The 14,516-nt window shown below is 46.1% G+C and carries 11 protein-coding genes; 8 read left to right on the forward strand and 3 right to left on the reverse strand.

Annotated elements, in window-relative coordinates; genetic code table 11:
- The first annotated feature begins 117 nt into the window (after positions 1 to 117).
- The 5 genes from QUB39_RS27080 (at position 118) to QUB39_RS27100 (ending at position 5,041) form a co-directional block, all read left to right on the forward strand.
- Positions 118 to 813, forward strand: coding sequence for a retropepsin-like aspartic protease (locus QUB39_RS27080; RefSeq protein ID WP_333274407.1), 696 nt, complete (start codon positions 118 to 120; stop codon positions 811 to 813).
- Between the two features lie 426 nt (positions 814 to 1,239).
- Positions 1,240 to 2,838: a 2,3-bisphosphoglycerate-independent phosphoglycerate mutase gene (gene gpmI / locus QUB39_RS27085; RefSeq protein WP_333057627.1), complete on the forward strand. Its 1,599-nt coding sequence runs from the start codon at positions 1,240 to 1,242 to the stop codon at positions 2,836 to 2,838.
- A gap of 478 nt (positions 2,839 to 3,316) precedes the next feature.
- Positions 3,317 to 3,556, forward strand: a complete 240-nt coding sequence (gene secG, locus QUB39_RS27090) for a preprotein translocase subunit SecG (RefSeq protein ID WP_333057626.1) — start codon at positions 3,317 to 3,319, stop codon at positions 3,554 to 3,556.
- Positions 3,557 to 3,657: 101 nt separating this feature from the next.
- Positions 3,658 to 4,404: a peptidase gene (locus QUB39_RS27095; RefSeq protein ID WP_333212134.1), complete on the forward strand. Its 747-nt coding sequence runs from the start codon at positions 3,658 to 3,660 to the stop codon at positions 4,402 to 4,404.
- A 202-nt stretch (positions 4,405 to 4,606) separates the two neighbouring features.
- Positions 4,607 to 5,041 carry an NUDIX domain-containing protein gene (locus tag QUB39_RS27100; protein WP_333057624.1) on the forward strand — a complete coding sequence of 145 codons (435 nt, stop codon included), beginning with the start codon at positions 4,607 to 4,609 and terminating at the stop codon, positions 5,039 to 5,041.
- A gap of 409 nt (positions 5,042 to 5,450) precedes the next feature.
- Here the strand turns inward: QUB39_RS27100 and QUB39_RS27105 are convergent, their stop codons facing one another.
- A complete protein-coding gene (locus tag QUB39_RS27105) occupies positions 5,451 to 5,963 on the reverse strand; it encodes a rhodanese-like domain-containing protein (RefSeq protein WP_333212136.1) in 513 nt (170 codons plus the stop codon).
- Positions 5,964 to 6,381: 418 nt separating this feature from the next.
- On the opposite strand from QUB39_RS27105, the gene QUB39_RS27110 reads away from it, so the two are divergent.
- From QUB39_RS27110 to QUB39_RS27120, 3 genes are read left to right on the forward strand one after another with little or no spacing between them, the layout of a single operon-like run.
- Positions 6,382 to 7,101, forward strand: a complete 720-nt coding sequence (locus tag QUB39_RS27110; protein ID WP_333212138.1) for a hypothetical protein — start codon at positions 6,382 to 6,384, stop codon at positions 7,099 to 7,101.
- A 17-nt stretch (positions 7,102 to 7,118) separates the two neighbouring features.
- Positions 7,119 to 8,939, forward strand: coding sequence for a hypothetical protein (locus QUB39_RS27115; protein WP_333212140.1), 1,821 nt, complete (start codon positions 7,119 to 7,121; stop codon positions 8,937 to 8,939).
- Between the two features lies 1 nt (position 8,940).
- Positions 8,941 to 10,416 carry a DUF1802 family protein gene (locus QUB39_RS27120; protein WP_333212141.1) on the forward strand — a complete coding sequence of 492 codons (1,476 nt, stop codon included), beginning with the start codon at positions 8,941 to 8,943 and terminating at the stop codon, positions 10,414 to 10,416.
- Between the two features lie 60 nt (positions 10,417 to 10,476).
- On the opposite strand, the gene QUB39_RS27125 is transcribed toward QUB39_RS27120, so the two are convergent.
- Together QUB39_RS27125 and QUB39_RS27130 are read right to left on the reverse strand one after the other, a co-directional pair.
- Positions 10,477 to 11,193, reverse strand: a complete 717-nt coding sequence (locus tag QUB39_RS27125; RefSeq protein ID WP_333057618.1) for a Uma2 family endonuclease — start codon at positions 11,191 to 11,193, stop codon at positions 10,477 to 10,479.
- 133 nt (positions 11,194 to 11,326) lie between these two features.
- Positions 11,327 to 14,338, reverse strand: a complete 3,012-nt coding sequence (locus tag QUB39_RS27130; protein ID WP_333212143.1) for an EAL domain-containing protein — start codon at positions 14,336 to 14,338, stop codon at positions 11,327 to 11,329.
- Between the last annotated feature and the right edge of the window lie 178 nt (positions 14,339 to 14,516).

Consider the following 14,516-nt stretch of genomic DNA (forward strand, 5'->3'; position numbering starts at 1 on the left):
GCCAAGTTTTCCTGATGATTCTGATCTGGGGATCGGGCGATCGGTTTTTGGGAGCGGGTTAGGATATCAGTGGCGGTCGTTGTTCGACATCATTGAATCAATTAAGGTATTTAGATCATGGCAAAAGTGATTCTCAAGCGGATTTGGCGATCGGGCTTGGTTTGTGCGAGCGTTGTGGTTGGTCTGGGATCTGTGGGGGGTGGCGAGGTGCATTCTCATTCACATCAGCCAGAAACTCAGGTGATGACATTGGTGCCCGATGTTAGTTCCCAGCAGCACGCGCGGCGGAGCTATCCCGTTCCCCGTAGGGGTTCCCGAAGGGTAGGGAATCGCACTATAACGGGATCGGGATTCACAACTGGCAAATTGTACTCTCAGTTTTGGAACCCGTCAAATCGTGGTGCCAAACCCCCAGCAAATCAACCGGCTAAGCCACCGGGGAATCCACAGGTATTTCAAGCTAAAATCAAGCGTCGCGCTGGTGGGACGCCGGTGATTGATGTGGTATTTAACGGCAACAAGACTTTTGAGATGATTGTCGATACCGGGGCGAGCGGCACTTTGATTTCTCAGCGGATGGCTACTGCACTGGGAGTGAGGCCGGTGCGTACTATCAGAGCGGGGATCGCTGACGGTAGCGTTGTCGAGTTCCCGATCGGCGTAGTGCGATCGATTCGGGTTGGGGGTGCTGCGATCCAAAATGTCGAAGTGGCGATCGCCAAACAAATGCCAATAGGTCTGCTCGGTCACGATTTCTTTGGCAATTACGATGTCAAAATTAAAAAAGATGTTGTAGAATTTTATGTCCGCTGAAAGTGAGCTGATTCGGAAACGCATTTTTGCTCAACTGGTTTAAAGTTATTCCCAGCCCAGTCAAAGCTGTTTAATCTCTTCCTTGAGGCAGTAGTAAAAGTCCGCCATCTGTGGTATTCTTTTTAGTGTTTCAATAGCAACCTACCGTTGAACAATTCGTAAAAATGCGGCCGCAAAAGCAAGGTCGCTGTTGGTGAGATAGGTAACAGCCTCCGACTGTGCATTCACAGTACAGGGCAAGGCAATCAATTAAACAATTCCCAAAGCAGGTCGAAATTAGTTCCCACAATGCTGTGGCTGAGGGAATTTTGGTTGGCATTGTTCAGCCGGAGTCTAGAAAATATGTAAACTGATTAGCGGCAGATGTTCCGCAAAATCGGAAATCATGACCATCGAGAAATTAACTATTGTAAATAAGGTATTCGCATGGCACAAGCGTCTGTATCTCCTGTAGTGCTGATTATTCTAGACGGCTGGGGTTATCGTGAAGAAAAAGACGGAAATGCGATCGCCGCTGCGAAAACACCCGTGATGGACAGTCTCTGGGCCGCTTATCCCAGAACTCTGATTAAAACATCGGGCCGGGCGGTAGGGCTGCCAGACGGGCAAATGGGTAACTCAGAGGTTGGTCACTTGAATCTGGGCGCGGGCCGCGTCGTTCCTCAAGAGTTGGTGCGGATTTCGGATGCAGTGGAAGATGGTTCTTTGCTGGACAACCGCGCGCTGGTTGGGCTTTGCGAGAAAGTCCGCGCCACGGGCGGCAAGTTGCACCTAACTGGTCTTTGTTCTGAAGGTGGGGTTCATTCCCATCTCAGTCATATTAAGGGTTTGCTGCAATTAGCAAAAGCACAGGGAATTTCTGATGTTTGCATTCACGCGATTACAGACGGCCGTGATACAACTCCGAAAGAAGGTGTCGAAGCTTTAGGCAAGATTGAAAGTTATATCGCAGAAGTAGGGGTCGGTCGGATTGCGACCATTAGCGGCCGCTACTACGCGATGGATAGGGACAAGCGCTGGGATCGGGTGCAGCGCGCTTACGAGGTGATGACGACTGAGGGTGCTCCTGACGGTCGATCGGCTGTGGATGTGTTGCAGGCCTCTTATGCTGAAGGAGTGACCGACGAGTTTGCTGTTCCGACTCGAATTGCGCGGGGGGCCGTGGCATCCGGGGATGGGCTAATTTTCTTCAATTTTCGCCCGGACAGGGCTAGAGAATTGACTCAGGCTTTTGTATCTCCCGATTTTAAGGGGTTTGAACGGCAGTTAATTGAGCCGCTGGCGTTTGCGACTTTTACTCAGTACGACCCGAAACTTTCGGTAATGGTGGCTTTTGAACCGCAGAATTTGAACAATATTCTGGGCGAGGTGATTTCTAAGCACGGTTTGCAGCAGTTGCGGACGGCGGAAACTGAAAAGTACGCTCATGTGACTTATTTTTTTAATGGGGGTCTGGAAGAGCCTTTTATCGGGGAACACCGGGAATTGGTGCAGAGCCCGATGGTGGGGACTTACGATGAGGCACCCCAGATGTCGGCGGAGTTGGTGACGGATGGGGTGGTGACGGCTTTGGAAAAAGGCATCTATTCGTTTGTGGTGATTAACTACGCTAACCCGGATATGGTTGGTCATACGGGGATGATGGATGCGACGATAATTGCGATCGAAACTGTGGATAAATGTTTGGGGCGGCTGTTGAGCGCTATTAGTAAAGCTGGCGGAACGGCAATTATTATTGCTGACCACGGCAATGCTGAGCAGATGTTTGACGAGGACGGGAATCCCTGGACGGCTCACACTACTAATCCGGTGCCGTTTATTCTGGTAGAAGGCGAAGGTCGGAAGATTCCGGGTCACGGAACGGATGTTCCTCTGAGGGCGGATGGTTGTTTGGCGGATATTGCGCCGACGATTCTGGAGCTGTTGAGGTTGCCTCAGCCCCCGGAGATGACCGGACGTTCTATGATTCGATCGGCTGAGTTTGAAGTTCGCGCCAATCGCACTCCGGTGCGAGTCCGATTGTAGTAGGGACGCAGGATTAGGGACAAAGGCGGCGCCGTGCATTGGTGTCAACTTAAGCGGTCATCCGCCCAGTCTTCCCGCCTATCCGATAGTCCGCCAGGGAATGAATTCCCTGTCTAATAGCGAAAGTCCTCTCAAGAGGACTAATGAGTTTAAAAATTCGGCGTTGGTGAATTGGGGTATGAAATTTGTAGGGGCAATCCCCTGTGGTTGCCCCACTGCTGACAGCGTAAGCACTTAGAATTACCCCATCAGGCAAAATCATACTTGGATTCAGCAGTACCAAAATTCTTCTTTTCAGTCCTCATAGCGAGGACTTTCGCTTTGAGGCAGGGAATTCATTCCCTGCCGGACTGGCGGACTAACAGCTTAATTCGACAACAATGGGTACGATGCTGTGTCCCGGAGGAGATTGTGCGCGATCGACCAAATTTGATATCATAATAAATTACCGATTACTAATTACCAATTCCCCCCGATTATGAATATTGTTGCTGTGTTACAAGTTATCTGGTCTTTGTCTGCTTTAGGACTTGTGATTTTTGTGTTGCTGCACAGTCCTAAAGGCGATGGTATTGGAGGGATTGGGGGACAAGCTCAATTGTTTACCAGCGCCAAGAGTGCAGAAACAAGTCTGAACCGGATTACTTGGGGTCTGTCTATTGTTTTTATGGGTTTGACTGTGATTTTGAGTGCTGGTTGGTTGGCGCCTAAGTTATAAGATTTGGATTTTTAACCGCAGATGAACGCAGATAGACGCAGATAATATCAAGTTCATCTGCGTTTATTTTCGTCTATTTTGGTCTATCTGCGGTTGCAAAAATGCGGTTGTGGAAAGTTACGGTAAAACCTCGATTGCTGGCTGGTTTGGGATTGGCTATATGTTGTTTTAGCCTGATAATTTTTAGTCAGGTTAATACTCCGGCGGCGACTCTTTCTTCTCTCCCGAATAGTTTTCCGAATCCACAGGTTCATCCTTTGCCACCAACGCTAGCAAATTGGCAAGATTCCACGGATAGCGGGGATTATTTTGACCAGGTTAAGCCACCGAATTTCGGTCATTTGTTGTGGTCTAAGTTTCCGATTCAGGTTTATGTTGAGCGTCCAGTTGATGCTAATAAGTCTGAAGAATGGGTGGCGGCTGTGTTGGATGTGGTGCGGGAATGGGGGGTTTATTTGCCTTTGGAAGTGGTGGATAGTTCTGAGGTGGCTGATATTAGGATTTTACGTCGGGCTCCGCCTTTGCGTCAAGGGGTTTTGCGATCGCGTTCTGGAGAGGCTACCTATGAATTGTATGCCCGTCGCGATGGCGATAAAACTGTCTTATCTCATCGGTTTTCGGTTTATTTGAATCCGACTCAAGTGGGTAAGTATATTCCGGCGACGGCGCGGCACGAGTTGGGTCACGCTTTGGGAATTTGGGGCCACAGTTTGATGGAAACTGATGTGCTTTATTTTTCTCATGTGAGAAATCCTCCGCCTATTTCAGCGAGGGATGTTAATACTTTGAAGCGGGTTTATGAACAGCAGACTCGCTTGGGGTGGGAATTTCAGAGACTCGGCGATTGAAATCGCATCTACACAAACGAAGTCCGGATGGTTCCCGGACTCGAAAAACATACAGGATATTCCATGTAGATGTAGCTCGCGAGAAACCGGGTTTCGAGCAACAGAATCAGTAATGATGCGAGAACTGTAAAGAAACCCGGTTTCTGGGATGTACTTATAAACTTGGAATATGCTGTAAGAGTTAATAGGGAATATCAGAAAAATGAAAGATGAATGTTTTGGAATTGTGCCGATTTTTTCGACGGAAGCTGACATTTTGTTTCTGTTAATTCAACATCAAGCCGGACATTGGGCGTTTCCCAAAGGTCACGCCAATCCTGGGGAATCTCCAGCGGAAACGGCTAGGCGGGAATTTCAGGAGGAAACTGGTATATCCGATTTTCAAATGCTGGATGAGCCGAGTTTTACAGAGCATTATTCTTTTGTTAAAGATGGGGAGCTGATTGAAAAAACGGTGACATACTTTTTAGGCTTTGTCAATTCGAGGGAGGTTGTTTTGCAAGTGGAGGAAATCCAAAATTCTGCTTGGGTTTCTTTTGAGGAAGCTGTTAAGTTGATTACTTTTGATGCCAACCGCCTAATGTTCGCGGAAGTTAAGGCATATTTGGATAGCAGGAAGTTAAAAGTCGGCGGTTGATATCATGTCCGGTCGATTACCCTGATTCCTGTAGGGGCGGGTTCACCAATAATATTTGCCAAAAACCGACAATCTCCCAAACCCGCCCCGGCAATTGTATTATGGGCGATCCATCGGACATGATATGAAACCCATCCTATACAAAGGAAGTCACTCTCTAAGAGACTAAGAAAATATAAGACTGATTTGGTATAATATCATGTCCTCACGATTGACCATAATATCCCGGCCGGGCGGGTTTTTGAGATTGTCCATTATTGGCAGATATTGTTGGTGAACCCGCCCCTACAGGAATCAGGGTAATCGACCGGGCATGGTATAAGTTCGGATAGAAAAACCCGGTAACTTTTGCGATACCGGGTTTATTAAGTGTCAGATTCTGTGGGTTAATTCTGCCGCCAATCTGAGGTTATTTGTTGATTTTCTGCGCTTCTGCGTGGTGTTGCAAGCGAGAGAAAACGTTGTAAGCGTCGGGGCCGGGAGTATCGTGTTCGGCAGCGCCGTCGATGGGGCCGTCAATGGCTTTCCAAGCAGGAATTCCGCCTTTGAGTTCGGCTACTTTTTGAAAGCCTGCTGCGCGGAGAAGATTGGCAGCTTCGGCGGTTTGTTGGTCGTTTTCGCCGTAGATGTAGATGTCGCGGATGGGTTCTAAACTCGATTGTGCGCGCTCAACTAATTCGTCCATTGGCATCATTACCGCGCCGGTAATGTGGCTTTTGGTGAAGCTTTCAAAATCACGGGCGTCGATGATTGTGAGTCCGGGTTCGCCCCAATCTAAACGGGCTTTGAGGTCGTGGCTAGATGCTTGAGCTTTTAAACCGGGAGGGGTGGGAGTAAAGTCGGGAAGTTTGTCTTTGATGTTGGAAATTTGGTCGGGAATAGTTTTCATGGGTAAAATCTTGTTCAATGTTTTGATTGCCATTGCAATGTAACAAGATGTTTAGGTTGCATTCGTCTTTCTAAAGGCAGAATCGAGCATTGAACTAAAGTCGCAGTTAGGCTAGTTTCCGGGTTATTAGGTGCGGTTGGGAGCGCTACATTTGTTGAGGTTGCTAGAGCCTAGCGAGCTGTGCTTAAAAATGTTTCGATCGCATTTGGTGCAGAGAATTTGAACTGCGATAATGTATCAAACATTTTATTTTATCAATTCACAAGTTTTTAGTCAATCCTCATCTTTTTGGTAATCGAATTTTACTGTGGTGATGAGTGACAAAATTATTTAACAATGAAATAAGCATAAGTTATTCGCAGGTTCGCCCGCGTGCGGAAAAGTTTAAATGTTTGCCAGCAAGGTTTCTGGTAAAATTTAAAAGTAAAAACAAGTATTTAAAGGTATGGATATGTCTGAGAAAAGTGAAGTTGCGGTGCCTATAACTTTGACACCGGAAGAGCAAGCGGTGTGGGATGCGAAGGCGAAAGTTCGGGTACTGCTGAATTTGTGGGATTTGAGCGGCGGGAAGATGAAGGTGAAAAAGGGGGAGTTGACTAAGCGGATTGTGCGGACTAATGAGACGAGTCAGAGATATGTGGAAGTGCTGGGCGAGTTACAGGCGACTGGGGCGATCGAGTATTCGCTGGTAAATCGGGTGACGCTGGTGGAATTGACGGCGAAGGGGAAAGAAGTTTTAGCGGAAGGCCTGAAAAGTAAGGATTCTCTGTTTGAGTTTGATGGTTCTCAAATTGGTACTCGCCTGGGAAATTCTTTGTTGAAGTGGATTCGGCATCAGGATGGTGTGGCAAGTGTTGGGGTTGAGAAGGGGAAGGGGGATGTAGGGGCGATCGCATCCTATGACGATTTTAAGTCCCAAGCCCTTGCCCTATTTGAGAAATTGGACAAAGGCTACAACTACATGGGACTTGTCCCAATCTGGCATCTGCGCCGTGAGCTAGGGGAACAGGTTAGCCGGGAGAATTTCAAAGACTTGATTATGCAGATGCAGGCCGATCGTTTATTTTATCTCCAAAGTGGAGAGGCTCGTGGAGCAACTGATGAACAAAAGCAAGACTCGATCAGCGATGACATAAGAGGTCTTTTATTTTTCGCTAGCAAACCATCTTGAGATTGAGGTAGAAAACAATGACAGATCCGTATACACTGTTTGAAGAAGCACGGAAGCAACAGCCCAATCCTTTCAAATTGAAACCCATCGTAAGCGCGAATGAGGTTTGGGGTGAAGTTGTAACTAATCTCGATGACCTCAATCAGCAGGTTGACCAAACAATCTATAGAGCAATTTCTGAAGTCCGCCAAAAGTATTCTGATAAAATCGGGATTGCAGTCAGAGGTGATAGAGGCACAGGCAAAAGTCATACAATCCACCGGATATGGAAAACTATTGAGCGCGACGGTGGCTCTGTATTTGCCTACATTCCTCAATTTACTAACGCTAGTCGAATTGACTCCCATGTGCGGTTCCATCTTTCACTCAGCTTTAAGCACCAAGATGTCAGAGGAGTAACGCAATGGCAGCAACTTGCTGCGTCTATGATTGCGACTCTTAAGGGAACAGAATTTGAAGAAAAATACCAGCCCTATCTTGAAAAATGCCATCATCCTGAAGAATTAAGGAAATACCTCATTCAAAATCTCAACCAACCTCAAAGATATGAATTTATTGATGAGGTAATCGAAGCAATCTTAGAATCTCAACATGACCTTGACTTTAATTTTTTGAAAGCCGTTTTATTTCTCATATTTAAATCGGCTCCAATCGCTCAAGTTGGTATGGCTTGGATTCAAGGTATAGATCATCCTGAAACCAAGCAAAGGGGTTTACCAGAGTTTTCGCAGCAAGAACAAGATGCAAAGTCTATTTGGTTCATAGAGCAGATATGTAAGCTTGCTGGAGTTTCATCACGACCCGTATTGATTTGTTTCGATCAACTAGACCAAGTTAGTGTAGGTAATGACTGCGGAGATAGCGCTGCTCAAATAGTAGCTAGCTGCATAGATAGAATTTACTTTCAATGTAGCAATGTACTTCTCCTCTGTTGCGTTATTAGCGACACATGGAAGGAAATTGAACAAATGGGAAGTGGCATACCCGATCGTGTAGGACAAAGGTCTGTAGCTACAAACCCACCTACTTCTGATCAGATGTTAGAGCTTGTTAAATTGAGGCTAGCTTGGTTTCACAGCAAAAATAATCTAAATTCTGATGATTACCCTAATTTATATCCTTTTGATGCTAATCAAATCAGAGGTATTGCAAGTAAAGCTGCTGGTGTGCGAGACTTGATGAAATGGTGTGCGGAACAATTTGATTCAGTGGAAATTGTAGATCCAGGAACTTCAACGAGAGACCCGATCAACAATAAACAGCAAGAGTTTCTGGATTCTTATTATGAACTATTGAATCGAGTTTCAGTCCCCGAACAAAACGATGACCAGTTAGCTGCTATTATTGCCTCTACAATGGCAATGATTCCTAAATGTGGAACAGAAAATGTAATAATTACTTCGGTTACACATATTAATCAGGCAGGTCACGATTTACATTTGATTATTGATGGCTACGATGCAGTTCAACAAAAAGCAGTAAGAATTGGAGTCAGAGTTTCCGAAACTTTGACTGGCATGACATTCAATGCAGTAATGCAACGACTGTTGAAATATGCCAAACATAACATTACTCGTGGTTGCTTAGTCCGCTCAACACCCGTTCCCCTCAGTTGGAAGAAAGGCAAACAGCTTGAAGAAAAACTTGTACAGGAACAAGGAGGTGAAGTTGTTGTTCTAAAGAAGGATGAGATCAAGCCTTTAGCAGCACTTCATCAAATTTACGAGGAGGCTGAGAACTACGGGTTTACTAAGCAGGAAGTGATTGACTTCGTTCAAGAATTAAACCTGGCTGCTAAAAATCCACTACTTTGTGAAATTCTAAGCGCTCCTACTTAATATGAATCTTGGAATCATTAAGGGTATTCAATTACCAGCTTGTGATGTTGACCTGCTAACATTAGGCAGGCTAATTGCTGTACCATTCAGGCAAAATATCAGAGAAGGTGAGGTACTCTGGCTCTATCCCAGTCAACACCTTCCTGATAATCTTAGCCTCGATCAATACTATCAGACTCAATATTTGACGAAGGCTGAAAGTGCATTTGCTGAACTTCAAACATATCCTATTCAGATTAAAGTCTGGGCGCGTTGTGAATATCATTGGCGGATTAATCCACAGCAAAAATACCTTTTAGAGAAAATTGCACAGTCAACAGTTTGGAAATTGGAAGCTTTGGAACATATTTTTGAAAAATACCAAGTTCTCAAGCTATTGATTTTACGAGTTTATCACCTGTCTAATCCTTGTGTAGTCAATGTGCAAACAGAGTCAGGAGCTTTCTATTGGCCGCAGCGCGACGATGTGATGGCAATGAATAGCGAGATTGATACTCCGGTGATTTCTGAAGCTAGTTTTTATCAGCGTAAAGCTCTCTTGGTGGCGGGAGAAGTCTATCCTTATAAATATTTAGAAGCTTTGCAGTTGCAAGTTGAGGAAATTGGTAGTAGCAACTTAGCTGCCAATCAGCTCAACGATGATATCAAAATATTTCTAGGTTGGTCTGAAAATTCACCAACAGCAAAACCAGACCGAGATTTAGCATGGATAAGTGCGATCGCAGCTTTGGGAAATCGCAGCATAGAACTACAAGAAAAAAAAAGCAACTATCAAGCAGGCACCGATTTTGAGAATATCACACGTCAAAGCCTTGAATTCTTAGGATTCAAGATAGAGAATGAGTACAAAGGCGGTGCTGGGGGTTTGGATTTATTTTGTTCCAAACCATATCCCTTAGTTGGTGAGTGTAAAGCGGGTAGGCTTATCCCTAGTCGAACTGCTGAGGAATTGATTAAACTAGGAGGAATGCACTTAAGTCGGGATAAATTTTTAGAATCTACCAAGTTAGTGATTGGCCCCGGCAATCCTTCGGTGGATATGTTGAAAGCAGCACAAGAGTGGAAAGTTAGTATTATCAATGCCATGACTTTACAGAAGCTAGTTGAGTTAAAAGCTAAATATCCAGGTGCTGTCAACTTAGTTGAACTAAAGCCCTATCTAGAAATGGGGCGGCAAATTGACGACAGGATTAAGGATTATATTGAGAAAGTTGAAAGAGAAATTAGGCTGCGATCGCAAATCATACAAGCAGTGAAACAACTTTGCTCAGATAGCGACTTTCCAACGGTTGTTGAGATTAAAGTTCAATACAATGCTAGATTTGCCGCCACTGATTCTAAGCTGACAAACGAATCAGTAAAGGATTTGACTATAGAACTTTCTTCACCGCTGACTGGTTACTTAGGGCGAATTAAAGGAGACAATTCGCAAAGCGATCGCTTTTATTTCCTGCGCGACTTGCCACTAGATGATTGAGATACGTCAAGGGCGATTCCCTGGGGGATAGCTTCGCTCGCGCGTACTTCATCCAATTTCCTACACAGCATCAGGATCTACGCCCAATTCCCGCAACCTCGCCGCCAACCTTTCAGCTTTCTGCAATTGAGCTTGTTCTGCCTTAATTAACCCTTCTACCAATGGGGGATATAATATTTCATTGACTGATAATCTCAGATTTGGAAATACTACAGATACCATGTCATCTCCCGGCAAATAATCTATCTGTGCATAACTTTCTTCACCTTCGGGAAATGCCGCAACTCGCACCCGCTGTCTATTTTCTGTTGGGTCAACAATCACATATTCCGGCACGTTAGCTAGTTCGTACTCTCCTCGTTTAACTACATAATCTGCTCGCCGATCTTGGCTCACTACTTCTACTACAAATAAAGGTGTTTCGCTCAAGTCTAAGATGCCAGAACCGGGTCTGGCAAGAACTTGTTGCCACAAACTTTCTGTGCAAACAACTACATCGGGAATGCGGGATGTAGCATCTTCTGTTCTGACTCCCACAGAAGTTTTTACGACTAAATCCAGATTATGTTCCGCTAGGTAACGCTGCAATTTATAAACCCAAAATTCGCAGATGCTTGTATGTAATGCGCTAGCCGTTGCCATCGGTATTAATTTGCCTTTGTACAATTCATATTGTACATCGTCATTGCTTTGATAAACTCTGTACTCTTCAAAAGTTAATGTCGGGGAAGTATCGATCTGTTTTTCTTCGACTGCTGGCACAACAGATTGAGACATATATTTTTACCTATCTCGATAGTTTTCTATTATACTCAATTTTGATTTTAACACTCAAGGCATTGAGTACGAAAAGATCGATCGCCCTTATTGACAATCAAGCAATTTGCTCCGGTTAAATATTTGGTTCAGTTCACCATTTCGGCGATCGCCTCAACAAGGCTGTAGCTGCCTCACTATCGAGAGGTTTAGAGAAAAAGTACCCCTGACCGTACTCGCAGCCGATCGACCGCATTTGAGCCAATTGGACGGCGGTTTCGACACCTTCTGCCACTACCTCCATCCCCAAACTGCGGGCCAGCATGACGATCGCCCGCACGATTTCCAAATTTTCGCCCATTTCCCCGACGCGGCTGACAAAAGAGCGATCGACCTTCAAAATATTAATCGGGAACCTGTGCAAATAACTCAGAGACGAATAACCAGTACCAAAATCATCAATGCACAAATCAATCCCCAAGTCTCTCAACTGCGAAAGCATCGCCGCCGCCGCTTCCCCATCTTCCATCACCACAGTCTCAGTAATCTCCAACTTCAAACAGCGAGCATCAACACCCGTTTCCTGCAAAACTTGCTTAATTTGCTCGATGGACTCCGGTTCCGAAAACTGCCTCCCCGAAAGATTTACTGCTACAGTCAGCCGCGAATTTCCCACAGGTAAATTCAAACTCTGCCACTTAATAATTTGGCGGCAGCTTTCGCTCAAAACCCACAAACCCAAAGGCATAATTAACCCAGTTTCCTCAGCCATCGCAATAAATTCCATCGGGGAAACTAAACCCCGTTCCGGGTGCAGCCAGCGCACCAGCGCCTCAAATCCGATAACAGAACCACTTTTCAAACTAACGATCGGCTGATAATAAACAGTAAAAGGACATTCCAATTTTAAAGCAGTCAATTGCGACTTCGGACGCTCCAATCTGCGATCAACTTCACTCATGGGCGAGTTTTCCGCCGCCGTCCCACAGGCAAAATCCACTATCGAATATTTCAAATTTAGTTCTTCAACCGACTCCCGTAAATCGTGTTCCAAGTGCATCAAAGCCACAGCCTGAGTGTGCATCGCACTGGTAAAAACTTCGTAGCGAGCTTTACCGAGAGCTTTCGCTCGGTACATTGCAATATCAGCATCGCGCAAAATATCTCCCGGCCACTGATATTTGTCGGTACTCAAAGCAATGCCGATGCTAGCAGTAATTAAAACTTTATTACCTTCCAAATAAAGCGGTCGTTCGATCGTCTTGAGAATTGCCTTTGCTTGGGCGATCGCCTCATCAACACCGTGAATTTCCTCCAGCAAAATCACAAACTCATCTCCCCCCAGACGAGCCACCGTATCGCCTGGCCGCAAACAAGTCAAGAGACGGCGAGCCACAGCCACCAACAGCCGATCGCCCGTGCGGTGTCCCTGACTGTCATTAATCACCTTAAACCTGTCCAAATCCAGAAACAGCACCGCAAACTGATAGGTTGGATGCCGTTGGGCGCGGGCAAAAGCTTGCCCCAACCTGTCAGTCAACAAAGCACGGTTGGGCAACTCCGTCAGCGCATCGTGCAAAGCATCGTGCAACAATTGTTCTTCAGCCACCTTGCGTTCAGTCACGTCGTGACAGTTGACCACAATTCCCCGCACCGAAGGTTCCTCGAGCAAATTCGTCGCCACCGCTTCCAACACGCACCAGGAACCATCCTTGTGTTTCACTCGGTATTCCGCCATGCCCAGGCTAACTTTCGGCATTTGCATGACACCTTTGAAAACTTGATCCACTATCAGCAATTCGTCAGGGTGAATCAAGTCAAATATAGATCGGCCCAGCACTTCTGCCGTCGGGTAGCCCAAAATCCGCTCTAGGGAAGGAGATACATAGCGGCAAAAGCCTTTATCGTCGAGAATCACAATAATGTCTCTAGCATTTTCAATCAACGATCGAAAGCGCTTCTCGCTTTGCCGCAGCTCTTGTTCCGTGCGCTTGCGATCGGTAATATCGGTATTCATGTAAATCAGACCGACAATTTTCCCTGTAGCGTCTTTAATAGCATCGGCCCGCAGCAACACTTGCAAAGTTTCACCGCTTTTAGTGCGGTTGGTAATTTCACCAAACCAAGAATAACCTTGGGCGATCGTGTCGAGTACCTCCCTGGCCACTGCGGGGTCAGTAAAAACTGCCGATATACCTCCGGCTAGTTTAAATTCCTCTGCCGTGTCCCATTCAAATAGCTGAGAAAACGCTTGATTTTGATAGATGTGAGTGCCGTTCGCATCGCTGATGCCGATCGCGTCACTCGAACTTTCCACCGCCTTGCGAGTCAGCACCAGAGCTTCTTCTGCCCGCTTGCGCTCGGTAATGTCAATGCCGACCAGACAAGCTGCTTTGCCCCGATCGTACTTTTGAGCCACAATCAAATAGTATCCCTCCGACTCTCCTCCGTCGGTTTGTACCTTAACGTTGAGTTCTTTAACCGCTTCCGTAGCGTCATCGGCAAAAAACTCCACCACAAAAGAGTTAAAATCCGAGCTAGCGCCCAGAAAACCAATATCTTGACCGACAAAAGCCGACGGCGGCAAACCATGCAGTTTGGCTAAGTGCTGGTTAACCCCCAAATAGCGCAAATCCGAGCTAATCCAAGATACTGTTCCCGGAACTGCTTCCAAAATCGTTTGCAGTTGGTCGTTAGCTTGCTGCAATGCTTGCTGCACTTCACATATTGGTTCCGCCAAGTCAGATTGAACTCCTACAAAGTGAGTCAAATTAGCGTTGTCGTCTCGCACGGGAGATAGCGATAATTTGCTCCAAAAAGGAGTGCCGTCTTTGCGGTAATTTTTAATTGGTGTCTGGATTTCTCGACCTTGGCGCAAGGCCTCGCGGATTTTAGCTACGGTAGTTCGATCGGTATCCGGGCCTTGCAAAAATCGGCAATTACGCCCCAAGATTTCACTGGCGCAGTAACCCGTCATCCGTTCAAAGGCCGGATTGCAATAAATTATGGGACAATCTGGTGCATTGGCGTCAGCAATGACAATGCCGCAGCTAGTAGCGGCCAGGGCTCGATCGCGCGGCCACAGTGCTTCTGATGCAGTATGGCGATCGTCGGCACTCCCCACTTCACCTAAATTAGAAATTGACTGGTTCTCCCGATCTCCCATCAGCCGAACTTTCAAGCAAACCTTTACAATTTCCGAGTTGTTTCTTACTCTAACGTTTTTCAGGACTCGCGCAACGTAAATTGTATCTTCGCATTTAAGTAAGGAATGAGAATTAAATAACTTCCACTCTTGAAAGTGGGATGGGCGTCCCGCCCGTCCGTTTTTGACGGGCGGGACG

The organism is Microcoleus sp. AT8-B5 (assembly GCF_036705565.1).
In the GTDB taxonomy this organism is placed as follows: Bacteria; Cyanobacteriota; Cyanobacteriia; order Cyanobacteriales; family Microcoleaceae; genus Microcoleus.

Bases quoted from the DNA above. Each gene is read 5' to 3' on its own strand.
- QUB39_RS27080 (WP_333274407.1), top strand. From the start codon at position 118: ATGGCAAAAGTGATTCTCAAGCGGATTTGGCGATCGGGCTTGGTTTGT.
- gpmI (WP_333057627.1), top strand. From the start codon at position 1,240: ATGGCACAAGCGTCTGTATCTCCTGTAGTGCTGATTATTCTAGACGGC.
- secG (WP_333057626.1), top strand. From the start codon at position 3,317: ATGAATATTGTTGCTGTGTTACAAGTTATCTGGTCTTTGTCTGCTTTA.
- QUB39_RS27095 (WP_333212134.1), top strand. From the start codon at position 3,658: ATGCGGTTGTGGAAAGTTACGGTAAAACCTCGATTGCTGGCTGGTTTG.
- QUB39_RS27100 (WP_333057624.1), top strand. From the start codon at position 4,607: ATGAAAGATGAATGTTTTGGAATTGTGCCGATTTTTTCGACGGAAGCT.
- QUB39_RS27105 (WP_333212136.1), bottom strand. From the start codon at position 5,963: ATGGCAATCAAAACATTGAACAAGATTTTACCCATGAAAACTATTCCC.
- QUB39_RS27110 (WP_333212138.1), top strand. From the start codon at position 6,382: ATGTCTGAGAAAAGTGAAGTTGCGGTGCCTATAACTTTGACACCGGAA.
- QUB39_RS27115 (WP_333212140.1), top strand. From the start codon at position 7,119: ATGACAGATCCGTATACACTGTTTGAAGAAGCACGGAAGCAACAGCCC.
- QUB39_RS27120 (WP_333212141.1), top strand. From the start codon at position 8,941: ATGAATCTTGGAATCATTAAGGGTATTCAATTACCAGCTTGTGATGTT.
- QUB39_RS27125 (WP_333057618.1), bottom strand. From the start codon at position 11,193: ATGTCTCAATCTGTTGTGCCAGCAGTCGAAGAAAAACAGATCGATACT.
- QUB39_RS27130 (WP_333212143.1), bottom strand. From the start codon at position 14,338: ATGGGAGATCGGGAGAACCAGTCAATTTCTAATTTAGGTGAAGTGGGG.